This window comes from Pseudomonas sp. JL2 (genome assembly GCF_031570495.1).
Taxonomy (GTDB): Bacteria; Pseudomonadota; Gammaproteobacteria; order Pseudomonadales; family Pseudomonadaceae; genus Aquipseudomonas; species Aquipseudomonas rhizophila.
In genome coordinates this window covers 1-24,091 of record NZ_JAKUDH010000038.1, presented here as the reverse complement: position 1 = coordinate 24,091, position 24,091 = coordinate 1, and the positions used below count along the sequence as shown (strand labels likewise).

18 protein-coding genes are annotated in these 24,091 nt (G+C 60.8%); 8 read left to right on the top strand and 10 right to left on the bottom strand.

Annotated features, from left to right (window positions below; translation table 11 throughout):
* Positions 1–96: 96 nt before the first annotated feature.
* From MKS85_RS27830 to MKS85_RS27815, 4 genes are all read right to left on the bottom strand, one after another.
* On the bottom strand, positions 97–333 hold the full coding sequence (locus MKS85_RS27830; protein ID WP_047227205.1) for a DUF1653 domain-containing protein: 237 nt from the start codon (positions 331–333) through the stop codon (positions 97–99).
* Positions 334–441: 108 nt separating this feature from the next.
* Positions 442–1,617 (bottom strand): acetyl-CoA C-acyltransferase FadA, encoded by a 1,176-nt coding sequence (gene fadA, locus MKS85_RS27825; protein WP_025212747.1) that lies wholly within the window; start codon positions 1,615–1,617, stop codon positions 442–444.
* A 30-nt stretch (positions 1,618–1,647) separates the two neighbouring features.
* Positions 1,648–3,795, bottom strand: coding sequence for a fatty acid oxidation complex subunit alpha FadB (gene fadB, locus MKS85_RS27820; protein WP_047227204.1), 2,148 nt, complete (start codon positions 3,793–3,795; stop codon positions 1,648–1,650).
* Between the two features lie 490 nt (positions 3,796–4,285).
* Entirely contained in the window at positions 4,286–4,723 is a 438-nt protein-coding gene (locus MKS85_RS27815; RefSeq protein WP_076385600.1) for a hypothetical protein, read from the bottom strand.
* A 108-nt stretch (positions 4,724–4,831) separates the two neighbouring features.
* Here MKS85_RS27815 and MKS85_RS27810 point away from each other — a divergent pair, with 108 nt between their 5' ends.
* Positions 4,832–5,272 (top strand): universal stress protein, encoded by a 441-nt coding sequence (locus MKS85_RS27810; protein ID WP_047227202.1) that lies wholly within the window; start codon positions 4,832–4,834, stop codon positions 5,270–5,272.
* 169 nt (positions 5,273–5,441) lie between these two features.
* On the opposite strand, the gene MKS85_RS27805 is transcribed toward MKS85_RS27810, so the two are convergent.
* Positions 5,442–7,361, bottom strand: coding sequence for an ATP-binding cassette domain-containing protein (locus tag MKS85_RS27805; RefSeq protein ID WP_076385602.1), 1,920 nt, complete (start codon positions 7,359–7,361; stop codon positions 5,442–5,444).
* A gap of 214 nt (positions 7,362–7,575) precedes the next feature.
* Between MKS85_RS27805 and MKS85_RS27800 the strand changes: the two genes are divergently transcribed.
* Entirely contained in the window at positions 7,576–9,504 is a 1,929-nt protein-coding gene (locus MKS85_RS27800; RefSeq protein WP_076385604.1) for a transglycosylase SLT domain-containing protein, read from the top strand.
* Between the two features lie 313 nt (positions 9,505–9,817).
* Here MKS85_RS27800 and MKS85_RS27795 read toward each other — a convergent pair whose 3' ends face one another.
* Entirely contained in the window at positions 9,818–11,596 is a 1,779-nt protein-coding gene (locus MKS85_RS27795; protein WP_160892048.1) for an ABC transporter transmembrane domain-containing protein, read from the bottom strand.
* A gap of 249 nt (positions 11,597–11,845) precedes the next feature.
* Here MKS85_RS27795 and MKS85_RS27790 point away from each other — a divergent pair, with 249 nt between their 5' ends.
* Positions 11,846–12,025, top strand: a complete 180-nt coding sequence (locus tag MKS85_RS27790) for a PA1571 family protein (protein WP_003199629.1) — start codon at positions 11,846–11,848, stop codon at positions 12,023–12,025.
* Positions 12,026–12,229: 204 nt separating this feature from the next.
* On the opposite strand, the gene pdxB is transcribed toward MKS85_RS27790, so the two are convergent.
* Positions 12,230–13,372: a 4-phosphoerythronate dehydrogenase PdxB gene (pdxB, locus tag MKS85_RS27785; RefSeq protein ID WP_188252450.1), complete on the bottom strand. Its 1,143-nt coding sequence runs from the start codon at positions 13,370–13,372 to the stop codon at positions 12,230–12,232.
* A 282-nt stretch (positions 13,373–13,654) separates the two neighbouring features.
* Here pdxB and MKS85_RS27780 point away from each other — a divergent pair, with 282 nt between their 5' ends.
* The gene (locus MKS85_RS27780) at positions 13,655–15,058 is read left to right on the top strand and encodes an MATE family efflux transporter (RefSeq protein WP_076386715.1); all 1,404 of its coding nucleotides are present in this window, start codon (positions 13,655–13,657) and stop codon (positions 15,056–15,058) included.
* Here the strand turns inward: MKS85_RS27780 and tusA are convergent.
* Positions 15,055–15,306, bottom strand: coding sequence for a sulfurtransferase TusA (gene tusA, locus MKS85_RS27775; RefSeq protein ID WP_107322910.1), 252 nt, complete (start codon positions 15,304–15,306; stop codon positions 15,055–15,057). The two genes, MKS85_RS27780 and tusA, sit on opposite strands and share 4 nt — an antisense overlap.
* A gap of 187 nt (positions 15,307–15,493) precedes the next feature.
* Positions 15,494–16,567, bottom strand: a complete 1,074-nt coding sequence (rlmM, locus tag MKS85_RS27770) for a 23S rRNA (cytidine(2498)-2'-O)-methyltransferase RlmM (RefSeq protein ID WP_047227196.1) — start codon at positions 16,565–16,567, stop codon at positions 15,494–15,496.
* A 172-nt stretch (positions 16,568–16,739) separates the two neighbouring features.
* Between rlmM and acnA the strand changes: the two genes are divergently transcribed.
* The 3 genes from acnA (at position 16,740) to MKS85_RS27755 (ending at position 22,037) form a co-directional block, all read left to right on the top strand.
* Complete coding sequence (gene acnA, locus MKS85_RS27765) at positions 16,740–19,481, top strand: aconitate hydratase AcnA (protein WP_047227195.1); 2,742 nt, start codon at positions 16,740–16,742, stop codon at positions 19,479–19,481.
* A 125-nt stretch (positions 19,482–19,606) separates the two neighbouring features.
* Complete coding sequence (locus tag MKS85_RS27760; RefSeq protein ID WP_107322911.1) at positions 19,607–20,395, top strand: CPBP family intramembrane glutamic endopeptidase; 789 nt, start codon at positions 19,607–19,609, stop codon at positions 20,393–20,395.
* 76 nt (positions 20,396–20,471) lie between these two features.
* On the top strand, positions 20,472–22,037 hold the full coding sequence (locus tag MKS85_RS27755; RefSeq protein WP_076385612.1) for a PAS domain-containing methyl-accepting chemotaxis protein: 1,566 nt from the start codon (positions 20,472–20,474) through the stop codon (positions 22,035–22,037).
* 294 nt (positions 22,038–22,331) lie between these two features.
* On the opposite strand, the gene MKS85_RS27750 is transcribed toward MKS85_RS27755, so the two are convergent.
* The gene (locus tag MKS85_RS27750; RefSeq protein ID WP_047227192.1) at positions 22,332–23,018 is read right to left on the bottom strand and encodes an alpha/beta family hydrolase; all 687 of its coding nucleotides are present in this window, start codon (positions 23,016–23,018) and stop codon (positions 22,332–22,334) included.
* Positions 23,019–23,114: 96 nt separating this feature from the next.
* Between MKS85_RS27750 and MKS85_RS27745 the strand changes: the two genes are divergently transcribed.
* A partial coding sequence (locus MKS85_RS27745; protein WP_310663228.1) for a cbb3-type cytochrome c oxidase subunit I occupies positions 23,115–24,091 on the top strand: 977 nt, incomplete at its 3' end.

The following is a 24,091-nucleotide window of genomic DNA, read 5'->3' as shown; positions in this document are numbered from 1 at the left end:
TTCTAAAAAGTGAAAGGCGGTTGGCGCCTGACGCGGCACCGCTATATATAGTGGCTGCAAGGTGAGGTCAAGCGCAGGGTTGCCCCGGTATCGGCCTCAAGGCTTGGAAAAAAGGCTCTCTTCGGCCTGCACCAAAGCAAAGCGTGGCACCTGCTCGCCGTCAACTTCGACAGACTCCTGGAACATGCTCAACGGTCGCACCCAAAAGCCGTAATCGCCATACAGGGCTTGATAGAAGACCACTTCTTCCTCGGTCTCGGAATGCCGCGCGATGCTGAATACGCGGTACTGCGGACCTTTGTAATGTTGGTAGAGCCCAGGTTGTATCGGCATGCTTCGGCCCTCGCTCAAATATTTTTTAAATAAAAACAAAATCTTTTTTTCTAAACCCGGAAAAACAAAAACCGGGGCACTTGGCCCCGGCTTCCATCGACGTAACGCTTAGACGCGTTCGAAGACAGTGGCGATGCCCTGGCCGAGGCCAATGCACATAGTGGACACCCCAAAGGTGCCGCCGTTCTGCTTCATGACGTTGAGCAGCGTGCCGGAGATACGCGCACCGGAGCAACCGAACGGGTGACCCAGGGCGATCGCGCCGCCGTGCAGGTTAACCTTCTCGTTCATCTTGTCGAGCACTTTCAGATCTTTCAGCACTGGCAGGGCCTGTGCGGCGAAAGCTTCGTTGAGCTCGAAGAAGTCGATATCGGAAATACTCAGACCCGCACGCTTCAAGGCTTTCTGCGTCGCCGGTACTGGACCATAGCCCATGATTGCCGGATCAACACCGGCCACGGCCATCGAACGAATCACCGCCATCGGCTGGATGCCCAGGTCCTGGGCACGCTGGGCCGACATCACGATCATGCACGAAGCACCGTCGGTGATCTGCGAAGAAGTACCGGCTGTCACGGTGCCGCCCTTTGGATTGAAGGCCGGCTTGAGGGCTGCCAGGCTTTCCAGGGTGGTTTCCGGACGAATGGTTTCGTCGTAGTCGAACAATTTCAGGAAACCGTTCTCGTCATAGCCCTGCATCGGGATGATTTCGTCCTTGAACTTGCCTTCCACGGTCGCCTTGTGGGCGAGCTGGTGGGAGCGCACGCCGAAGGCGTCCTGCTGTTCGCGGGTGATGCCGTGCATTTTGCCGAGCATTTCCGCGGTCAGGCCCATCATGCCCGAGGCTTTTGCCGCGTACAGCGACATGTGCGGGTTCGGATCGACGCCGTGCATCATGCTCACGTGGCCCATGTGCTCGACACCGCCGACGACGAACACATCACCGTTGCCGGTCATGATCGCCTGAGCAGCGGTGTGCAGCGCGCTCATGGACGAACCGCACAGACGGCTGACGGTCTGGCCGGCCGCGGTGTGAGGGATCTGGGTCATCAGCGATGCCATGCGGGCAATGTTCCAGCCCTGCTCCAGGGTCTGGTTCACACAGCCCCAGATCACGTCTTCGACTTCGTTGGGGTCGACCTTGACGTTACGTTCCAGCAGCTTGCTGATCAGGTGCGCCGACATGTCTTCGGCGCGGGTGTTGCGGTGCATGCCGCCCTTGGAGCGGCCCATCGGCGTACGACCGAAGTCGACAATCACGACGTCTCTAGGATTCAAGCTCATAAATGTTCTCTCGCTCTAGTCGTTGGGCGCTTAACCGAAGAAGCTCTGGCCGTTCTTGGCCATTTCACGCAGCTTCGCGGTCGGGTGGTACAGCGCGCCCAAATCAGCGTACTGGTCTGCCAGGGCAACGAACTCGGCCACACCGATCGAATCGATGTAGCGCAGCGCACCGCCACGGAATGGAGGGAAACCGATACCGTAGACCAGACCCATGTCGGCTTCGGCGGCGGTTTCAACAATGCCGTCTTCCAGGCAACGCACGGTTTCAAGGCACAGCGGGATCATCATCCAGTTGATGATGTCCTCGTCGGTGACTTCGCGCTGCTCGTAGACGATCGGCTTGAGCACTTCCAGCACCGACGAATCGGCCACTTTCTTCTGCTTGCCGCGCTTGTCAGTCTCGTAGGCGTAGAAGCCCTTGCCGTTCTTCTGGCCCAGGCGCTTGGCTTCGTAGAGCACGTCGACGGCCGACCGGCGGTCGTCTTTCATGCGGTCCGGGAAGCCTTCAGCCATGACGTCACGACCATGGTGGCCGGTGTCGATGCCGACCACGTCCATCAGGTACGCAGGGCCCATTGGCCAGCCGAATTTTTCCATGATCTTGTCGATGCGCACAAAGTCCACACCGGCGCTGACCAGCTTGGCGAAACCGCCGAAGTATGGGAACAGTACGCGGTTGACCAAAAAGCCCGGGCAGTCGTTGACGACGATCGGGTTCTTGCCCATTTTCTTGGCGTAGGCCACGGTGGTGGCGATCGCTAGTTCGCTGGACTTCTCGCCACGGATCACTTCCACCAGCGGCATCATGTGCACTGGGTTGAAGAAGTGCATGCCGACGAAGTTTTCCGGACGCTTGAGGGCCTTGGCCAGCAGCGAGATGGAAATGGTCGAGGTGTTCGAAGCGAGGATGGTGTCCTCTTTGACCTTGTCTTCGACTTCAGCCAGTACCGCCTGCTTGACCTTCGGGTTCTCGACAACGGCTTCGACCACCAGGTCGACATGGCCGAAATCGCCGTAGGACAGGGTCGGACGAATGCCGTTGAGCACTTCGGCCATCTTCGCCGCGGTCATGCGACCTTTATCGACGCGGCCAACCAGCAGCTTGGCCGCCTCGGCCAGGCCTTGCTCGATACCGTGCTCGTTGATGTCTTTCATCAGGATCGGCGTGCCTTTGGACGCCGACTGATAGGCGATACCGCCACCCATGATACCGGCGCCGAGTACGGCGGCCTGCTTCACGTCACGGGCGATTTCGTCGTAGGCCTTGGCCTTTTTCTTCAGTTCCTGGTCATTGAGGAACAGACCGATCAGGCTTTGTGCAGCCGAGGTCTTGGCCAGTTTGACGAAGCCGGCGGCTTCGACTTCCAGGGCCTTGTCGCGACCGAAGTTCGCGGCTTTCTGGATGGTCTTGATCGCTTCGACCGGCGCCGGGTAGTTCGGGCCTGCTTGACCTGCGACGAAACCCTTGGCGGTTTCGAAAGCCATCATTTGTTCGATGGCATTGAGCTTGAGCTTTTCAAGCTTCGGCTGGCGCTTGGCCTTGTAGTCGAACTCGCCACTGATGGCGCGCTTGATCGTTTCGAGGGCCGCTTCCTGGAGTTTGCCTGGCTCGACCACGGCATCCACGGCGCCGACTTTCAGTGCGTCTTCAGCACGGTTTTCCTTGCCGGCGGCAATCCACTCGATAGCGTTGTCGGCACCGATGAGGCGCGGCAGACGCACGGTACCGCCAAAGCCTGGGTAGATGCCCAGCTTGACTTCCGGCAGGCCGATCTTGGCCGTGCTGGACATGACGCGGTAATCCGCTGCCAGGCACATCTCAAGGCCGCCACCCAGGGCGATGCCATTGATGGCCGCGACGGTCGGTACGTTGAGGTCTTCGAAGTCGCTAAAAATACGGTTCGCTTCGAGGTTGCCAGCGATCAGTTCGGCATCGGGCAGCTTGAAGTTATCGACGAATTCGGTGATGTCGGCGCCGACGATGAAGACGTCCTTGCCGCTGCTGACGATCACACCCTTGATCGAAGCATCTGCCTTGATAGTGTCCACAGCCTGACGCAGTTCATTCAGGGTTAGACGGTTGAACTTGTTGACGGACTCACCCTTGAGATCGAACTTCAGTTCGACGATACCACTTTCAAGAGCCTTAACCGTGATGGCTTTACCTTCGTAAATCATCAACTGATCTCCACGATATGGAAGCTGAACAGTACACGTTGAACGCTGACTGCTGGTTCGGCATTGACGTTTACCGCCGATGCTACGCCAATCCGCCAGGCACACCCGTCAACGCGATAGTCGGGGTTCTGTAGGAACGTTCGGAAAATACAAACGCTCAATTCATACGCCCGTTTGATTTGGGTACGCCACCTTCACGGAATTTCCGACAATTGTCAATCGCCCTAAACAGGGGCTTGAACGCGACTTCCCGGTCATTTGCGTACCGCACGGATCCGCAACACGGCGCTGCATGTACAGCCATTCATAGGATCAATAATTAGAAAAGTCGCCCTAATTCCAAGCGCGCTGGATTCAACCGACTACTCTGTCGGGAGCGCGATTGAAGATTTTGAGCAAAGGACGTTACGAACGAACGTCCGGATAGGCGTTTTGATTACCGGCCTGCCTGGCCAACCCGCCCGATGAGACTGTCGGGCTTTTTTATGCCTCAGGCCAGCGCCTTGAGCACCGCGCAAATATCCTGCAACACAGCGGCTTCGCCCTTCTCGCCCCAATACAAGGCGATCATTTGCCCATCGGCCTCGATTTTGTAGACGTTGGCGGGCAATTTTTCGAAATGATTGAGCAACGACTCATCCTGGCAGACTTCGCGCCACTGATTGACCCATACGCCCGGCGCGGTTTGCCAGTAGGTCCAGATAGCCGGCTGCTTGCCCCGTCGGGGCCGATGGTACTGGGCGCAGGGGTTTGGCGCCTGCTGCCCGAGCCAGTGGGGCCACTCCTGCGGAGCCAGTTGCATGGCCAGGCCAAGGCGTCGCGCCTCCATGCGCAACGCCATGCGACCGCTCTGAACACGGGACGGGCGCAACCATGCCAGGGGGCTTAATACCACCAACAGGATTGACACCACTATCCAGACCGTCATATTCGTACTCCCCGAATTCTGATGAGCCATGACGATTGACCCACGTCGCCGTCGATGCGCTTGAAACCAGCCATACTTACCGTATCGCAATTCTCTGGAGTGCCTTCCATGTACTACGAACACGTCCTGGTCGCCGTCGACCTCACTGAAGAATGTGATCCCGTCGTCAAGCGTGCTCTGGCCCTTTGCGAAGGTCGAGACACCAAACTGTCGCTGGTTCACATCGTCGAACCAATGGCCATGGCCTTCGGTGGTGATGTGCCGATGGACCTTTCCCAGTTGCAACAACAACAATTCGATCAAGCCAAGGAACGCCTTGACCGGCTGATCGTGAAATACCCCGCCCTGAAAAAGGAATACAGCCACCTGACCTACGGCCAGCCGCGTCAGGAGATCCATCACCTGGCCAAGGAACAAGGTTGCGACCTGATCGTCGTGGGCAGCCATGGCCGTCATGGCCTGGCACTGCTGTTGGGCTCTACAGCCAACGACGTGCTGCATGGCGCGCCTTGCGATGTGCTCGCGGTGCATCTGGTCAAGCGCACATAAAACCTAAACCTGTGGGAGCGAGCTTGCTCGCGATAGCGTCCTGACAGTCAACATTGAAGTCGACTGATACACCGCTATCGCGAGCAGGCTCGCTCACACAGGGGAATAGCGTTTCAAATAGAAATCCCGGCGTTCATCTCTGAGCACCGGGATTCTTTACAACAGTGGATCAAGCGTCCAGTTCAGCCCAGCGCTCGACCAGCGCATCCAGCTCGGCCTGCAGCTGCTCCAGATGCGCGATCACCTTGGCGGTTTCAGCCGCAGGGCGCTGGTAGAAGCCAATGTCAGCCATTTCGGCTTGCACCGCTGCGATCTGCTGCTCCTTCGCGTCGATATCACCCGGCAATGCTTCCAGCTCACGCTGCAACTTGTAGCTGAGCTTCTTCTTTGCCGGTGCCGCCGCCGGTGCAGCAGCAACCGGAGCAGGCTCGGCCTTGACCACCGCCGAATTCAGGTCGGCCTTGCCGGACTTGCTCTCAGTCACGCCCAGCAAGCGCGGCGAGCCGCCCTGGCGCAGCCAGTCCTGATAACCACCGACGTATTCACGCACCAGGCCTTCGCCTTCGAACACCAGGGTGCTGGTCACCACGTTGTCGAGGAATGCCCGGTCGTGGCTGACCATCAGCACAGTACCGTTGAAGGTCAGCAGCACCTCTTCCAGCAACTCGAGGGTTTCCACGTCCAGGTCGTTGGTCGGTTCGTCGAGCACCAGCAGGTTCGCCGGCTTGCTGAACAGTTTGGCCAGCAGCAGACGGGCACGTTCACCGCCGGACAGCGCCTTGACCGGGGTACGAGCACGTTGAGGGCTGAACAGGAAGTCGCCCAGATAGCTCAACACATGGCGGCTCTGGCCATCGATGTCGATGAAATCGCGGCCTTCGGCAACGTTGTCGATGACGGTTTTTTCAAGGTCCAACTGATGGCGCAACTGGTCGAAGTAGGCGACGTCGATCTTCGTGCCCTCCTCCACCTTGCCATTGGTCGGTACCAGACCGCCGAGCATCAGCTTGAGCAAGGTGGTCTTGCCGGTGCCGTTGGCGCCCAGCAGGCCAATGCGGTCACCACGCTGCAGCACCATGGAAAAGTCCTTGATCAGGAACGGGCCGCCAGGGTGCGCAAAACTCACGTTCTCAAGAACCATCACCTGCTTGCCGGACTTGTCAGCGGTATCCAGCTGAATATTGGCCTTGCCGGTGCGCTCGCGACGCTCACTGCGTTCCATGCGCAGTGCCTTGAGCGCTCGTACACGGCCTTCGTTGCGGGTGCGACGGGCCTTGATACCCTGGCGAATCCAGACCTCTTCCTGGGCCAGCTTCTTGTCGAACAGCGCGTTCGCGGTTTCTTCCGCCGCCAGCGCCGCTTCCTTGTGCACCAGGAAGCTGGCGTAGTCGCCGTTCCAGTCGATCAGGCCGCCGCGATCCAGTTCGAGGATACGGGTCGCCAGATTTTGCAGGAAAGAACGGTCGTGCGTGATGAACAGCACCGCGCCCTGGAAATCCTTCAGGGCTTCTTCAAGCCAGGCGATGGCGCCGATGTCCAGGTGGTTGGTGGGCTCGTCGAGCAGCAGCAGGTCCGGCTCGGACACCAGGGCCTGGGCCAACAACACCCGGCGACGCCAGCCACCGGACAGCTCGGCCAGGGTCTTGTCGGCCGGCAGTTGCAGACGGCTCAGGGTGCTGTCCACCAACTGCTGCAGGCGCCAGCCATCGCGGGCTTCGAGGTCGTGCTGCACGTGCATCAACTTGTCCAGGTCGGCATCGGTGACGATGTTCTGGCTCAGGTGGTGATACTCGGCCAGCAGCGCGCCGACACCGTCCAGGCCTTCGGCGACCACGTCGAACACCGTCCGCTCGTCGGCCACCGGCAGTTCCTGGGGCAATTCGCCGATTTTCAGGCCTGGCGCGCGCCAGACCGAGCCGTCATCGGGCTTCTGATCGCCCTTGACCAGCTTCATCATGCTGGACTTGCCAGTGCCGTTGCGGCCGATGATGCACACCCGCTCACCACGGGCGATCTGCCAGGACACCTTGTCCAACAACGGCATAGCGCCGAAAGCAAGGGACACATCGCTGAATTTGAGCAGGGTCATGAGCTTCTCCAAAAACCGGGCGCGCATTCTACCTGAGATGAGGCCTCAGAAGTCCGCCAATTTCGCCCTCGAAGCACTCTGCATAACAAATGTTGCGAACTTGCGCGGATGACCCCGCAAAGCTTTCGCCCATTGCTGGCAAAAGGCTAAGCTACAGACAGTTACCCTGGGTCAAACCTTGGGCTTGTCATGTTTTTTTCTGCCCGGACGTATCATGCGCAGTCGCCTTTTCAGTGTTTTATCTTGCTTGTTTGTATGTGCCACTGCCGTTCAAACCGCCCAGGCGGTGGATATCTCCACCCAGCGTCAGTATTACGATGAAGCCAAGCGTGCCTTGGCCAAAGGTGATTCCGGCCCCTATTTTCGCTACAGCCAGGCCCTGCGTGACTATCCGCTGGAACCCTACCTGGCCTACGACGAACTGACCGCTCGCCTCAAGAGCGCCAGTAATGCCGAAATCGAGAAATTTCTCGCCGAACATGGCGACCTGCCCCAGGCCAACTGGATGAAGCTGCGCTGGTTGCGCTGGCTGGCCGACCGTGGCGATTGGGCGACCTTCGTCAAGTACTACGACCCCAAGCTCAACTTCACCGAACTGGACTGCCTCAACGCCCAGTATCAGCTCAGTCATGGCCTCAAGGCCGAAGGCTACGCCAACACCGAAAAGCTTTGGCTCACCGGCAAATCCCAACCGGCCGCGTGTGATGCGCTGTTCGGCCTGTGGGCGACCCAGGGTCAACTGACTGAACAGAAGCGCTGGGAGCGCGCCAAACTGGCCGCCCAGGCCCGCAATTATCCACTGGCTAAAAGCCTGATCAGCGGCCTGAGCACCCTCGCCCCTCGCGGCCAACTGCTGATAGACGTGGCGCAAAAACCGGAACTGCTCAATCAGCCATCGCGTTTCCGTCCGGCCGATGAGCCGATGGCCGATATCGTCAGCCTCGGCTTGCGGCGCCTGGCCCGTCAGGATCCAGAGAAAGCCATGGCGCTGTTGGACGGCTACGCCAGCACCATGCATTTTTCCAAGCCTGAGAAAGTCGCCATCGCCCGGGAAATTGGCCTGACCCTGGCCAAGCGTTTCGACAGTCGCGCCTTGGGCGTGATGACTAAATATGACCCGGAACTGCGCGACGATACCGTCTCGGAATGGCGCTTGCGCCTGCTGTTGCGCCTGGCCCGCTGGGACGACGCCTATGAGTTGACCCGCCGCCTGCCCGAGACGCTGGCCAGCACCAGTCGCTGGCGTTACTGGCAGGCCCGCAGCCTGGAGCTGGCGCAGCCTCAGAATCCCGAGGCGCTGACGCTTTACAAGCATCTGGCCCGTGAGCGGGACTTCTACGGTTTCCTGGCCGCCGATCGTTCTCAATCGCCCTATTCGCTCAACAACAAGCCGCTGGTGATGAGCCAGGCGCTGATCAATAAAGTGCGCAACACACCGGGTATTCGTCGGGCCCTGGAGTTTCATGCCCGGGGTCAGATCGTCGACGGTCGCCGCGAGTGGTATCACGTCACTCGCCACTTCAACCGGGACGAGATGGTCGCCCAGGCGAAACTGGCCTACGACCTGAAATGGTACTTCCCGGCGATCCGCACCATCAGCCAGGCTAAGTATTGGGACGACCTGGATATTCGCTTCCCAATGGCCTACCGCGACACCCTGGTGCGTGAAGCCAAGGTTCGCGGCCTGCATTCAAGCTGGGTGTTCGCCATCACTCGACAGGAAAGTGCCTTCATGGAAGATGCGCGCTCCGGTGTTGGCGCCAGCGGCCTGATGCAGTTGATGCCGGCCACCGCCAAGGAAACCGCGCGCAAGTTCAACATCCCGCTGGCCTCGCCCAAGCAAGTGCTGAACCCGGACAAGAACATCCAACTGGGCGCGGCGTACCTGAGCCAGGTTCACAGCCAGTTCAACGGCAACCGCGTCCTGGCCTCCGCCGCCTACAACGCCGGCCCTGGTCGGGTGCGCCAGTGGCTGCGCGGTGCCGACCACCTGAGCTTCGATGTCTGGGTCGAAAGCATCCCCTTCGACGAAACCCGGCAATACGTGCAGAACGTGTTGTCGTACTCGGTGATCTACGGCCAGAAACTCAACTCGCCGCAACCGCTGGTGGACTGGCATGAGCGCTATTTTGATGATCAGTGAGTGGGCAGCAGCAAGCCATAGGCTTCAAGCGGCAAGTTGTTCCTGAAAAAATGCCCGCATCTTTCGATGCGGGCATTTTTTTGCTCGGTTGCAGANTGATCAGTGAGTGGGCAGCAGCAAGCCATAGGCTTCAAGCGGCAAGTTGTTCCTGAAAAAATGCCCGCATCTTTCGATGCGGGCATTTTTTTGCTCGGTTGCAGACCCTGTGGGAGCGAGCCTGCTCGCGATAGCGGTGTGACAGTCGACCTCATGGTTGCCTATCTGCCCCTATCGCGAGCAGGCTCGCTCCCACATTGGTTTCGGCTCGGCAGGCTCACGGAACAGAATCACCCTGCTGATTGAACTGCAACGCTGCCAATCGCGCATACAGCGCGTTACTGGCCACCAGTTCCTGATGGGTGCCCACGGCGACTACTTTGCCCTGGTCCATCACCGCGATCCGGTCGGCATTTTTCACCGTGGCCAGGCGGTGGGCGATGACCAGGGTGGTGCGATTTTTCATCAGGCTGGGCAGCGCTTGCTGGATCAAGTGTTCGCTTTGCGCGTCGAGGGCGCTGGTGGCTTCGTCCAATAGCAGGATCGGTGCGTCCACCAACAGCGCTCGGGCGATGGCCAGACGCTGGCGTTGACCGCCGGATAACCCCAGACCGCCGTCACCCAGGTGGGTCTGGTAACCCTCCGGCATTTTTTCGATGAAATCGTGGGCATGGGCGATCTGCGCGGCTTCGCGCACCTGCTCGGACGTCGCCTCGGGGTTGCCGTAGCGGATGTTCTCTTCAACCGTGCCGAAAAACAGCGCCGGATTCTGCGAAACCAGGGCGAAATGGCGACGCAGGTCCAGTGGATCGAGCTGGGTCAGCGGCACATCATCGATGAGAATCCGCCCTTGCGCCGGGTCGTAGAAGCGCAGGAGCAAGTCATACACCGTGGATTTCCCGGCACCGGACGGCCCGACCAGGGCCAGGGTCTCGCCAGCCTGGACGCTCAGGTCCAGGCCGTCGACCGCATAGCTGTCCGGCCGGGACGGATAAGAGAAGCGCACGCCTTCGAGACGTAAATCACCCCGTACCCGCTCAGGCAGAGTCACCAGGCCAGAAACCGGCGGCTGGATGATGTTTTCCGAGCGCAGCAATTCGGCAATGCGCTCAGCCGCACCAGCCGCCCGCTGCAACTCGCCGATGACTTCGCTCAGGGTGCCGAAAGCGCTGCCGACGATCAGGCTGTAGAACACAAACGCCGCCAGCTCACCACCGGAAATCCGTCCGGCGATCACATCCATGCCCCCGACCCAGAGCATCACCCCCACCGCCCCCAGCACCAGCACGATCACCAGTGTGATCAGCCAGGCCCGCTGGGCGATGCGCTTGCGGGCGGTGTCGAAGGCCTGCTCCACGGTCACGGCAAAGCGCCGTTCATCCTGGACCTGATGGTTGTAGGCCTGCACGGTTTTGATCTGGCCGAGGGTCTCGGAGACGTAGCTGCCGACATCGGCAATGCGGTCCTGGCTCTGGCGCGACAGGCTGCGCACCCGCCGCCCGAATATCAGGATCGGCGCCAAGACCAACGGCAGCGCGATCACCACGATACTGGTGAGTTTGGGGTTGGTGATGAACAACAACACAATGCCGCCGACCACCATCAAGGCGTTGCGCAAGAATAGCGACAACGACGAGCCGATCACTGACTGCAACAAGGTCGTATCGGCGGTCAGGCGCGACTGGATTTCCGAGCTGCGGTTGTTTTCGTAAAAGCCCGGGTGCAGGTACACCAGATGGTTGAAGACCTGCCGGCGGATATCGGCCACCACTCGTTCGCCAATCCAGGACACCAGGTAGAAACGGGAAAAAGTGCCGATCGCCAATCCCACCACGAGCACCATGAACAGGCCAATGGACTGGTTGAGCAGGTGCGGGGAGCGCGTCATGAAGCCCTGGTCCACCAGCAACCGGATGCCTTGCCCCATGGACAAAGTGATTGCGGCGGTGACGATAAGGGCCAATAAGGCGCCAGCAACCTGCTTGCGATAAGGAGCAATGAAGCCACTGGCCAGGCGTATGGCACGGCGTTGTTGGGAAGAGAGCATCAGAAGCATCCGATAATGCAGCAGGAAATGGACCGCCCGGCGACACCGAAGCGCAGCGGAACTTGGTTGAATCAGAATGAGTCAGGTTAAATATGACCGTAGCGACTAGAGGCTAGATGTTATCGGTCTAAAGTCTGGCTGGAAACGCGACCGTGTTTCTGATTGAGTGGAGCTGTCGCCATGAACCTACAAGGAGTGTCATGGCTCGGTCACCTGGCGACACTAAAATAGGCACACAACCTGATGAGGAGACAGGCCATGTCCTTGCAACACAGCAGCGACGACAAGATTCAAGTGATCCGCACGCAACCGGACCAGTCTCTGGGCTGCTCGTTCATCGACGCCCAAGGGCGCGAAGTACCGATCACCGAAGACATGATCCAGAAAGCCTGCAGCGAGCTGGAAAAACGACTGGTCAAGCCTGCCGAACAAAAGTGATACAGCCCGTCTTCATTGAACCCGACCATGATGTCGGGTTTTTTATGCCCGCAGCCTTTGCGGGCTCCTGTGACCTGTCGCTTGTGGGTTGGCTCTTGTGGCGAGGGAGCTTGCTCCCGCTCGGCTGCGCAGCAGACGCCAGGTTTTGGGCCTGCTTCGCAGTCCAGCGGGAGCAAGCTCCCTCGCCACAAAAGCGATCCACGATTAAAGGCTGGTGGCGCCCAGAGCGCTCACGATCTGTTGCAACGCCGGCGACTGCCCCTCGATGCGAACCTTCAGGCTATCGATCTCCCGACGCGGCGGATAATGCTTGCGCAGGGCATCGAAAGCGCTGCGTTGGTCGCTGACCGTTCCCACCAGGCTGCGACGAAAATCCGCGTCGTCACGACGTGGGTCATACACGCCACGGCACAACATCGCCAGCGCCCAGGCCGGATCAGTGTCAGCGTCCAGCGTGATGCCGCCCAGCCATGGCCGGGGCAGCAGATCGCTCAACCGGACCGCAACCGGTTGCTCGAGGAATGCGCACAAGGATTCGTAGATCTGCGCCGTACCACGCTGGCGACCATCGAGGCTGTAGCCGGCAATGTGCGGGGTGGCGATCACGCACAGGTCGGCCAGATCCGCATCCACGCTCGGCTCATGCTCCCAGACATCCAGCACCGCTTGCAGGTCTTCGCGCTCCAGCAGCACCTCGCGCAGCGCCGTGTTGTCGATCACCGGTCCACGGGCTGCGTTGATCAGCCAGGTACCGGGCTGGAGCCGGCGCAGGCGCTGCTCATCGAACAGGTGCCAGGTCGGTTGCGCGCCGTCGCGAGTCAACGGTGTGTGCAGGCTGATCACATCGCACTGCTCGATGATCTGTTCCAGACTCACGTAGTCGCCGCCTTCGGCAGCCTGACGGGGTGGGTCGCAGACTTTCACCGTCCAACCCAGGCCCTTGAGCACCTCAACCAACCGCCCGCCCACCTGCCCGGCACCGACCACGCCAAAGGTGCGTTGCTTGAGGTCCGCGCCTTCGATTTCAGCCAGGGTCATCAGGCTGCCCAGCACGTAGTCCACCACGCCACGGGCGTTGCAACCCGGGGCGCTGGCCCAACGAATACCGGCCTCGGCGAAATAATCCAGATCCAGGTGATCGGTGCCGATGGTGCAGGTGCCGACGAACTTCACCTTGCTGCCTTCCAGCAGCGTGCGGTTGACCTGGGTGACGGAGCGCACCAGCAACACATCGGCCTGCTCGACCATTGACCGGTCAATCCCCCGGCCCGGAACCCGGCGGATCTCGCCAAACCCTTGGAAAAACGCATCGAGCAGGGGAATATTTTCGTCGGCGACGATCAGCATGGCAGAGCTCCTTTGGCGGGATGGGCAGTGTAGGCGTTCCGTTAGGCCTGTGCATTACCCGAAGCAAATGATGTTGTGGCGAGGGGATTTATCCCCGCTGGGTGCGCAGCCCCCCAACGACTTTGCGACTGCTGCGCAGTCGAGCGGGGATAAATCCCCTCGCCACAAGGTATTCGCAAGCCAGCTAAACGATTACAAATCCACAACACAGGTTTTTTCCTGACCACTGTGTCAAGGCGTAGAATGCGCCGCCTCGCGCTTATTTTTTCGGACGTTTCGCCTGTGAATCCTGTGATCGACCACGCCACCACCCTCTCCCGCCCGGCCCGGGTTCGCCTGGAGCTCAAGACGCTGCTGGCCCTGGCATTGCCGATCATGGTGGCGCAGCTGGCGACCACTGCCATGGGCTTTGTCGACGCGGTGATGGCCGGCCGGGTCGGACCACGGGACCTGGCGGCGGTGGCACTGGGCAATTCGATCTGGGTGCCGGTGTTCCTGTTGATGACCGGCACACTGTTGGCCACCACGCCGAAAGTCGCCCAGCGCTTCGGCGCCGGCACGTTCGACGAGATTGGTCCGCTGGTGCGCCAGGCGTTGTGGCTGGCGCTGGTGGTGGGGTTGATTGCCACGCTGGCGCTGCTCGGCGCCGAACCGATCCTGCACATCATGAACGTGGACCCCGAACTGATCGGTCCTTGCATGGAGTACCTGCAAGGCATCGCCACCGGCCTGCCGGCGGTGGCGCTGTATCACGTGCTTCGCTGCTTCAGCGACGGCCTGGGCCGAACGCGACCGGCGATGGTCCTGGGTTTGTGCGGGCTGGCGCTGAACATTCCGCTCAATTACATCTTCATTTACGGGCATCTGGGCCTGCCCGCCATGGGCGGCGTCGGTTGCGGCTGGGCCACGGCCCTGGTGATGTGGTTCATGGCCCTGGGCATGGCCGGTTGGGCGCGCTGGGCGCCGGCCTACCAGTCGAGCCGGCTATTCAACCGCTTCGACTGGCCACAATGGACCGTCATCAAGCGCCTGCTGGGTATCGGCCTGCCGATTGGCATCGCGGTATTTGCCGAATCGAGCATTTTTGCGGTGATTGCCCTGCTGATCGGCAGCCTCGGCGCCACCGTGGTGGCCGGGCACCAGATTGCCCTGAACTTCAGCTCCCTGGTGTTCATGATTCCCTATTCGTTGGGCATGGCTGTGACGGTGCGGGTCGGCCAGGCCCTGGGCCGGCGCCAGCCGCGCGAAGCGCGCTTCGCCGCCGGAGTCGGCATGGGTACGGCGCTGGCTTATGCCTGCCTGTCGGCGAGCCTGATGTTCTGGCTGCGCGGGCCCATCGCGGCGATCTATACCGGCGATCCGGTGGTGATCGAAGTGGCGTCGATGTTGATCGTCTATGCGGCGTTGTTTCAGTTTTCCGACGCGATCCAGGTCACGGCGGCGGGCGCGTTGCGCGGCTACCAGGACACCCGGGTGACGATGATCCTGACGCTGTTCGCCTACTGGGGCATTGGCCTGCCCGTGGGTTACATCCTGGGCCTGACCGACTGGCTCGGCACCGCCAGCGGTCCGAGCGGGTTGTGGCAGGGCCTGATCGTGGGCTTGAGCTGCGCGGCGCTGATGCTGTCGATCCGCCTGGCACGCAGCGCACGCAAGCAGATCCGCATCAGCCGTTCGGCGGACTAAGCGAGCTTTTTGCGGATCCAGTAGCGGTAGGTGCCATCGACCTCGTCCTGAGCCACCAGTTCGTGGTCGAGGAACACACAGAACTTGGGAATGTCGCGACGGGTCGAGGGGTCGGTGGCAATCACCTTCAACAGCCCGCCGGGCATCAGGTCGCGGATGTGCTGGTGCAGCATCATCACCGGCTCCGGGCAATTGAGGCCGGTGGCATCCAGCGTGCCGTCGACCGGCGTATCGTTCATTTCAATCATGTTCTACTCCTGAAACTGGCGGGCATTGTCGCGCAATGTCGGTGCAAGGTCACCTCTGGCTTAACACCGCCCCCTGTGGGAGCGAGCCTGCTCGCGATAGCGTCGGGCCACCCAACATCGATGTCCACTGATGCACCGATATCGCGAGCAGGCTCGCTCCCACAGGGATTTCATTGCCTTTCAAGCGCTAGCGGGACTTGGGCTTTTTGGTGTCCAGCCGCCGCAGATGGCACGTCACTTCCTCACGGTCGTGGTACAGCTGCTTGCAGCCGATCTCGACCTTGATGCCCCGGGCCTTGAAGCCGTCGGCGATACGTTCGAGCAGGCGTTTCACTTCGGCGTAACGCTGCTTCATCGGCAGCTTGAGGTTGACCACCGCCTCGCGGCAGTGCCCTTCGCCGATCCACTCTTCCAGCATCGCCGCATTACGCGCCGGCTTCTCGACGATGTCGCAGACCATCCAGTCCACCGGCTGCTTGGGTTTGAACGTAAAGCCGTCCGCCATCAGGTGCTGCACCAGCCCCGTGTCCATCAGGCTTTCGGCCATCGGCCCGTTGTCGATGGCCGTCACCAGCATGCCGCGGTTGACCAGTTGCCAGGTCCAGCCACCCGGCGCGGCGCCGAGGTCCACACCGGTCATGTCGCTGTGCAGGCGCTCGTCCCACTGATCCCGAGGAATAAAGTGGTGCCAGGCCTCTTCAAGCTTGAGGGTGGACCGGCTGGGCGCCTCCCGAGGAAACTTCAGGCGTGGAATGCCCATCGGCCACATGGCCGAATTATCGGCCTGCGCCAGGCCCAGGAAGACTTCGCGACCGCTCTTGAAGGTCAACAGCAGGCGTGGCTTGTACGGGTCATCCACCAGTTTGCCGGCGCCGGTCAGCGCCTTGCGCAGCGGCCCTTCGAATTTCTTGCAGAAGTTCGACAGCTCTTTACCGTCATTGGTGTCCACCACCTCCAGCCACAAGCTGCCGCAGGTCGGGAAGGCGCTCATGTGGGCCAGGATGACACTGATGCGGTCGGTTTCCGGCAGATCGATGAAGCTGCCGCGCGCCCACTGGCGCGGAAAAATCAGCTCGGCGAAACGCTGGCCGCGCATCAGTCGCTCGGCACCGTCGTCTTCGGTACAGACAAATTCGGCGCAGGCGCTGGCCGGCTTGGCCTTGGCGTAGCCGGCCACGTTCAGCCGTGCGGCGTGTTCGGCGATCTCGGAACAGACCTCGCCTTCGAAACCTGGTCGGCAGTGCATGAAAAGCGTGTTCATTGAAACTCCGTAGCAAAGCCTGTCACGAAAACCGGCGCATGATAGCGGAGTTCGGAACCCCAAACCCGCTCGTAGAGTCCAGTGATTAGTCATACGCTCAAAACAGGGCTAGGTTAAAGGCTCTGTCCGTCCCGTCAGTCCGTAGCCGTGCGGACTCAAAGGAGTCATTTCAATGCCGTCCCTCGATAGCCTGAAAACCCTTAAAACGCTGCAAGTCGACGCCAGGATTTACCACTATTTCAGCCTGCCCGACGCCGCCCGAAGCCTGGGAGACCTGGACCGGTTGCCCATGTCCCTCAAAGTGCTGCTGGAGAACCTGCTGCGCTGGGAAGATGAAAAAACGGTCACCGGCACCGATCTCAAGGCCCTCGCCGGCTGGCTGAAGGAGCGTCGTTCCGACCGGGAAATTCAATACCGTCCTGCTCGGGTACTGATGCAAGACTTCACCGGCGTTCCGGCCGTGGTCGATCTGGCCGCCATGCGCGCCGCCATGGAAAAGGCCGGTGGCGATCCGCAGCGGATCAACCCGCTGTCACCCGTGGACCTGGTGATCGACCACTCGGTGATGGTGGACAATTTCGCCAGCAGCCAGGCGTTCGAACAGAACGTCGACATCGAAATGCAGCGCAACGGAGAGCGCTACGCCTTCCTGCGTTGGGGCCAGAGCGCCTTCGACAATTTTAGCGTGGTGCCGCCGGGCACCGGCATCTGCCACCAGGTCAACCTCGAATACCTGGGCCGCACCGTGTGGACCAAAGAGGAAGACGGACGGACCTATGCGTTCCCGGACACCTTGGTGGGCACCGATTCCCACACCACCATGATCAACGGCCTCGGTGTACTGGGCTGGGGCGTCGGCGGGATTGAGGCCGAAGCGGCCATGCTCGGCCAGCCGGTGTCGATGCTGATTCCAGAAGTCATCGGTTTCAAACTCATCGGCAAGCTGCGCGAAGGCATCACCGCCACCGACCTGGTGCTGACGGTCACCCAAATGCTGCGCAAGAAAGGTGTGGTGGGCAAATTCGTCGAGTTCTATGGCGACGGCCTTGCCGACCTGCCGCTGGCCGACCGCGCCACCATCGCCAACATGGCCCCGGAATACGGCGCCACCTGCGGTTTCTTCCCGGTGGACGACGTGACCCTGGACTACCTGCGCCTGTCCGGACGTCCGACCGAAACCGTGAAGCTGGTGGAAGCCTACTGCAAGGCTCAGGGCCTGTGGCGGCTGCCCGGCCAGGAACCGGTATTCACCGACACGCTGGAACTGGACATGGGGAGTGTCGAGGCCAGTCTCGCCGGGCCCAAGCGTCCTCAAGACCGGGTCTCACTGCCGAATGTCGGCCAGGCTTTCAGCGACTTCCTGGGCCTGAACGTCAAGCCCACCAGCAAGGAAGAAGGCCGCCTGGAAAGCGAAGGCGGCGGTGGGGTCGCGGTAGGCAACGCCGATCAGGTGGGGGAAAGCGAATACGAGTTCGAGGGCCGGACCCATCGCCTGAAAAACGGCGCAGTGGTGATTGCGGCCATTACCTCTTGCACCAACACCTCCAACCCCAGCGTGATGATGGCCGCCGGGCTGCTGGCGAAAAAAGCCGTGGAGAAAGGCCTGACCCGTAAGCCGTGGGTCAAGAGTTCCCTGGCACCAGGTTCGAAGGTGGTCACCGATTACTACAAGGCCGCCGGGCTGACCGAGTACCTGGACAAACTGGGTTTCGATCTGGTGGGTTACGGTTGCACGACCTGCATTGGCAACTCAGGGCCGCTGCCCGAGCCGATCGAAAAAGCCATCCAGAGCGCCGACCTGACGGTGGCCTCGGTGCTGTCGGGTAATCGTAACTTCGAAGGCCGCGTGCACCCGTTGGTAAAAACCAACTGGCTGGCGTCGCCGCCCCTGGTGGTCGCCTATGCCCTGGCCGGCACGGTGCGCATCGACATCAGCAGTGAACCGCTGGGCAACGACCGCGACGGCAACCCGGTGTACCTGCGCGATATCTGGCCCAGCAGCCAGGAAGTCGCCAACGCGGTGGCCCAGGTCAACACCAGCATGTTCCACAAGGAATACGCCGCCGTGTTTGCCGGTGATGAGCAATGGCAGGCTATCGAGGTGCCGCAAGCCGCGACTTACGTCTGGCAATCGGACTCAACCTACATCCAGCACCCGCCGTTCTTCGAGAACATCAGTGGGCCGCCACCGGCCATCAACAATGTCGAAGGCGCACGAATCCTGGCTTTGCTCGGCGACTCGGTGACCACCGACCACATCTCTCCGGCCGGCAATATCAAGACCGACAGCCCGGCCGGCCGTTATCTGCGCGAACAGGGCGTGGAGCCCCGGGACTTCAATTCCTACGGTTCAAGACGCGGCAACCATCAGGTCATGATGCGCGGCACCTTCGCCAATATCCGGATCCGCAACGAAATGCTCGGCGGCGAAGAAGGCGGCAATACGATCTACATCCCCAGTGGCGAGAAAATGCCGATCTACGACGCCGCCATGTCGTATCAGGCCATGGGCACGCCTCTGGTGGTGATCGCCGGACAGGAATATGGCACCGGCTCGAGTCGGGACTGGGCCGCCAAGGGCACCAATCTGTTGGGGGTCAAAGCGGTGATCGCCGAGAGCTTCGAGCGCATCCATCGCTCCAACCTGGTGGGCATGGGCGTGCTGCCGTTGCAGTTCAAGCTCGATCAAAATCGCAAGAGCCTGAACCTCACCGGCAAGGAAACCCTGGACATCCTGGGCCTGAGCGACGTCGAACTGACGCCACGCATGAACCTGCCACTGATCATCACCCGCGAGGACGGCCGCCAGGAGCGGATTGAAGTGTTGTGCCGGATCGACACCTTGAATGAAGTGGAATATTTCAAGGCTGGGGGGATTTTGCACTACGTCCTACGGCAATTGATTTCAGAATAAAAAGAAGCGTCTTACGAAAACACCGCCTGTTAATAGGCGGTGTTTTCGTATGGGTCTGCCTATAATCCCGCCGGTCCTGCCATCACCATCGCCACAAACGGTTCTTCAGTCTCAAAGGATGTGATATGCCTGCCCTGCCCTGGCCATACCTGGCCTTCCTTTCCATCGGCTATGCCTTGGCCCTGGCCTTCGGCCATCTGGCCTGGACTGCTGCGATCTCGGTCGCGCTGCTGCTGTTCGCCGGGTATGCGGTGCGCCAGCAGCAGACACCGGTCGGGCAGTTTCTCGGCCACGCCCTGTTTGTGGTGATGGCCCTGGCGTTGGCCTTGCACTGGATGCCGGGTTTTTTCAATGGCCGGGCAATCGCGCCGCAACGTTTTACCGACGATGCCGTGCCGTTTGCCATGTACCTGAACCAGGACAAGCCACTGATCGGCTTCTGGTTACTGCTGGCGTGTCCCTGGATCGTCGGCAGGCGCTCGTTTCGCCTGTCGCTACAGGCCACTGCCCTGGGGCTGACCCTGAGCGCCGTGCTGGCGCTGGGCGGGGCGATGCTGCTGGGAATGATCCATTGGGCACCGAAGTGGCCGGAGTCGGCCTGGATATGGGTACTCAATAATCTTTTATTGGTGACGTTGGTGGAGGAAGCGCTGTTTCGTGGCTACATTCAGGGTGGCCTGAGCCGACGCTTCAAACATCTGAACTATGGCGACAATCTGGCATTAATCCTGGCCTCACTGCTGTTCGGCCTGGTGCATGCCGGGGCGGGATGGCAATGGGTGTTGCTGTCGGGCATGGCGGGGGTCGGTTATGGCCTGGCTTATCGCTTTGGTGGGCTGGGCGCGGCGATTGCCGCCCACTTTGGCCTCAATCTGCTTCATTTCGCCCTATTTACCTACCCGATGCTGGCGTGATACCGACCGGAAAAATAACTTCAATAAAAACCTGACGGCGCCGACAACCTTTCAAAGCCTTGCGGATCTACACACCATGCGTAACAACCAGCCCGTCACACAACGCGAAAGGACCTTCCCGGCCCAACAACGTCTGATTTCCACTACCGATGCCAAAGGTGTGATCACCTATTGCAACGACGCGTTCGTTGAAATCAGCGGGTTTTCCAAGGAGGAACTGATCCGCTCGCCCCACAACCTGGTACGCCATCCCGATGTGCCGTCGGCCGTGTTCGCCCATATGTGGAACACGCTCAAACAAGGCTTGCCATGGATGGGCATCGTCAAGAATCGCTGCAAGAGCGGTGACCATTACTGGGTCAACGCCTATGTCACCCCCGTGTTCGAAGGTAACCAGGTGATCGGCTACGAGTCGGTGCGGGTCAAGCCCAGCGCCGAGCAGATCAGCCGGGCCGAAGCGCTCTATCAACGCATCAATCAGGGCAAGCCGGCGATCCCGCGCAGCGACAAATGGTTGCCGATCCTGCAGGACTGGCTGCCGTTTATCCTGGTCAGCCAGTTGAGCTTCGTCGTTGGTGCGTTTCTCAATTCCTCCTGGGGCTTTGCCCTGGCTGCCGTGCTCTCGGTGCCCCTGGGCCTGATGGGCCTGCAATGGCAACAGCGCGGGATCAAGCGCCTGCTGCGTCTGGCCGAGCAAACCACCTCCGATCCGTTGATCGCCCGGATGTACACCGACAGTCGAGGCGTCCAGGCGCGCCTGGAGATGTCGATCCTCAGCCAGGAAGCTCGCCTGAAAACCTGCCTGACCCGGTTGCAGGACACTGCCGAACACCTCAACGAGCAGGCGCGGCAGTCGAATTCGCTGGCCCATAACAGCTCCAGTGGGCTGGAACGCCAGCGAGTGGAGACCGAACAGGTGGCCACCGCCGTCAACGAGATGGCCGCGACGACCCAGGAAGTCGCCAGCCACGTGCAACGCACCGCCGACGCCACCCAGGAAGCCAATCGCCTGACCAGTCGTGGACGCGACATCGCCGGGGAAACCCGTGAAGCCATCGAACGTTTGTCGGTGGTAGTGGGCGAGACCGGGCAGACCGTGACCCAGCTGGCCAAGGACAGCGACGAGATCGGTGGCGTGGTGGACGTGATCAAAGGCATTGCCGACCAGACCAACCTGCTGGCCCTCAACGCCGCCATCGAAGCGGCCCGCGCCGGTGAGATGGGTCGCGGCTTTGCCGTAGTGGCGGACGAAGTGCGCCAACTGGCGCAACGTACCAGTGAGTCCACCGGGCAGATCCACGCCCTGATCGCCAAACTCCAGCAAACCGCTACCAATGCCGTGCAGACCATGGATGCCGGCCACCGCCAGGCTGAAGAAGGCGTGGCTCGGGTCATGGAGGCGGACGCGGCGCTGGTGGGGATCAGTGAAGCGGTGGCCAACATCACCGACATGACCACCCAGATCGCTGCCGCTACCGAAGAGCAGAGTTCGGTGGCCGAAGAGATCAGCCGCAATATCAGCAACATCTCGGAACTGGCCGACCAGACCTCGGGCCAGGCCCACAGCTCGGCGCTACTGAGCGAAGAACTGACCCGCACCGCCAATACGCAGTATTCGCTGGTGGAGCGGTTCAACCGCTGATAGAAGCCTGCCTCATGAAAAACCCGGACAGCGAAAGCTTCCGGGTTTTTTGTTGCCTGACAGGCCGCTATCGCGAGCAGGCTCGCTCCCACAGGGGGTCAAGGTTGCTCATTCAAAGGCATTCCAATTGTGGGAGCAGGCTTACTCCCTCAGGGGGTCAAGGTTGCTCATTCAAAGGCATTCCAATTGTGGGAGCAGGCTTACTCCCTCAGGGGGTCAGGGTGCTCATTCAAAGGCATTCCAATTGTGGGAGCGAGCCTGCTCGCGATGAGGCCTTGATAGCCAGCAAGGAACCTACTGAAGAAACCCGGCCACCCTGCCCGCCGCCGCCTCCAAATGCTGCTCGTGACTAAACCCCGAGGCCTTCAGCGGTTTCAGATCATGATCCCCCGCCACCAGCCACATCACCTCGATACTCGGTGACAGCACGTAACCCTGCACCGCCTCGCGGTTACCCAAGGCATCGCGCTCGCCCTGGACGATCAAGGTCCGGGTCTTCAAGGCTGCCAAGTGCTCGACCCGCGGCTTCTCCGGTTTGCCCACCGCGTAGAAGGGATACCCCAGGCACACCAGGGCATCAGCTTTCAGCTCATCGGCCAGCAAACTCGCCATGCGCCCACCCATGGACTTGCCGCCAATGGCCAACCGCCCAGCGACATAAGGCCGCACCGTGGCGTACACCTCACGCCAGCATTCCAGCAACTTGGGAGCCGGGTTCGGCGGACGTTTACCGCCGTCCAGGCGTCGTTGAGCCATGTAGGGAAACTCAAAACGCAACACGTTGATGCCATGCCCGGCAAGGCGCGCGGCCATTTCGTTCATGAACCCGCTGTCCATCGGCGCGCCGGCGCCATGGGCCAGGATCAGGGTCGGTGGCTCGGCGCTGACACCCGTTTGCGCCGCCGTCCATAGCCAACCGTGTTCGGCCACACATCGCGCCCATTGATCCCCGTCAATACTGGCCTTGTGCTGTTTGTCCATGCTTGCCTCGCTTTTAGTCTGCCTATAACTCCAGGCGAAGAATGCCGCGCTGCCTTGCGCAAGCGCTCACTTCGGCTGAACCGTGGATGGGGAACCATGAACACATCTATCAGTACCGCCTACAACTACAAGGTGGTCCGCCAATTCGCCATTATGACGGTGGTGTGGGGCATCGTCGGCATGGGGCTCGGGGTTTTTCTCGCGGCCCAATTGGTCTGGCCACAGCTCAACTTCGATTTGCCGTGGACCAGCTTCGGCCGCCTGCGCCCGTTGCACACCAACGCGGTGATCTTCGCCTTCGGCGGCTGCGCCCTGTTCGCCAGTTCGTTCTACTCGGTGCAACGCACCTGTCAGACACAGCTGTTCGCGCCGAAAATCGCCGCGTTCTGCTTCTGGGGCTGGCAATTGGTGATCCTGCTGGCGGCCATCAGCCTGCCGCTGGGCTACACCAGCTCCAAGGAATACGCCGAACTGGAATGGCCGATCGACATTCTGATCACCATCGTCTGGGTCGCCTACGCCATCGTGTTCTTCGGCACCGTGGCCAAGCGCAACACCAAACACATCTATGTCGGTAACTGGTTCTTCGGCGGGTTCATCCTGACCGTGGCGATCCTGCATATCGTCAACAACCTGGAATTGCCGGTGAGCTTCACCAAATCCTACTCGGTGTATGCCGGGGCCACCGATGCGATGGTGCAATGGTGGTACGGCCACAACGCCGTGGGCTTTTTCCTCACCGCCGGCTTTTTGGGGATGATGTATTACTTCGTGCCGAAGCAGGCCGAGCGTCCGGTGTATTCCTATCGGTTGTCCATCGTGCACTTCTGGGCGCTGATCACCCTGTACATCTGGGCCGGCCCGCACCACCTGCACTACACCGCGCTGCCGGACTGGGCACAGTCCCTGGGCATGGTGATGTCGCTGATCCTGCTGGCACCGAGCTGGGGCGGCATGATCAACGGCATGATGACCCTGTCGGGCGCCTGGCATAAATTGCGCAGCGACCCGATCCTGCGGTTCCTGGTGGTGTCCCTGGCGTTCTACGGCATGTCGACCTTCGAAGGCCCGAT

What these genes read in the sequence shown, in the direction of transcription:
- MKS85_RS27830 (WP_047227205.1), bottom strand. Translation starts at nt 333, where the DNA reads ATGCCGATACAACCTGGGCTCTACCAACATTACAAAGGTCCGCAGTAC.
- fadA (WP_025212747.1), bottom strand. Translation starts at nt 1,617, where the DNA reads ATGAGCTTGAATCCTAGAGACGTCGTGATTGTCGACTTCGGTCGTACG.
- fadB (WP_047227204.1), bottom strand. Translation starts at nt 3,795, where the DNA reads ATGATTTACGAAGGTAAAGCCATCACGGTTAAGGCTCTTGAAAGTGGT.
- MKS85_RS27815 (WP_076385600.1), bottom strand. Translation starts at nt 4,723, where the DNA reads ATGACGGTCTGGATAGTGGTGTCAATCCTGTTGGTGGTATTAAGCCCC.
- MKS85_RS27810 (WP_047227202.1), top strand. Translation starts at nt 4,832, where the DNA reads ATGTACTACGAACACGTCCTGGTCGCCGTCGACCTCACTGAAGAATGT.
- MKS85_RS27805 (WP_076385602.1), bottom strand. Translation starts at nt 7,361, where the DNA reads ATGACCCTGCTCAAATTCAGCGATGTGTCCCTTGCTTTCGGCGCTATG.
- MKS85_RS27800 (WP_076385604.1), top strand. Translation starts at nt 7,576, where the DNA reads ATGCGCAGTCGCCTTTTCAGTGTTTTATCTTGCTTGTTTGTATGTGCC.
- MKS85_RS27795 (WP_160892048.1), bottom strand. Translation starts at nt 11,596, where the DNA reads ATGCTTCTGATGCTCTCTTCCCAACAACGCCGTGCCATACGCCTGGCC.
- MKS85_RS27790 (WP_003199629.1), top strand. Translation starts at nt 11,846, where the DNA reads ATGTCCTTGCAACACAGCAGCGACGACAAGATTCAAGTGATCCGCACG.
- pdxB (WP_188252450.1), bottom strand. Translation starts at nt 13,372, where the DNA reads ATGCTGATCGTCGCCGACGAAAATATTCCCCTGCTCGATGCGTTTTTC.
- tusA (WP_107322910.1), bottom strand. Translation starts at nt 15,306, where the DNA reads ATGATTGAAATGAACGATACGCCGGTCGACGGCACGCTGGATGCCACC.
- rlmM (WP_047227196.1), bottom strand. Translation starts at nt 16,567, where the DNA reads ATGAACACGCTTTTCATGCACTGCCGACCAGGTTTCGAAGGCGAGGTC.
- acnA (WP_047227195.1), top strand. Translation starts at nt 16,740, where the DNA reads ATGCCGTCCCTCGATAGCCTGAAAACCCTTAAAACGCTGCAAGTCGAC.
- MKS85_RS27760 (WP_107322911.1), top strand. Translation starts at nt 19,607, where the DNA reads ATGCCTGCCCTGCCCTGGCCATACCTGGCCTTCCTTTCCATCGGCTAT.
- MKS85_RS27755 (WP_076385612.1), top strand. Translation starts at nt 20,472, where the DNA reads ATGCGTAACAACCAGCCCGTCACACAACGCGAAAGGACCTTCCCGGCC.
- MKS85_RS27750 (WP_047227192.1), bottom strand. Translation starts at nt 23,018, where the DNA reads ATGGACAAACAGCACAAGGCCAGTATTGACGGGGATCAATGGGCGCGA.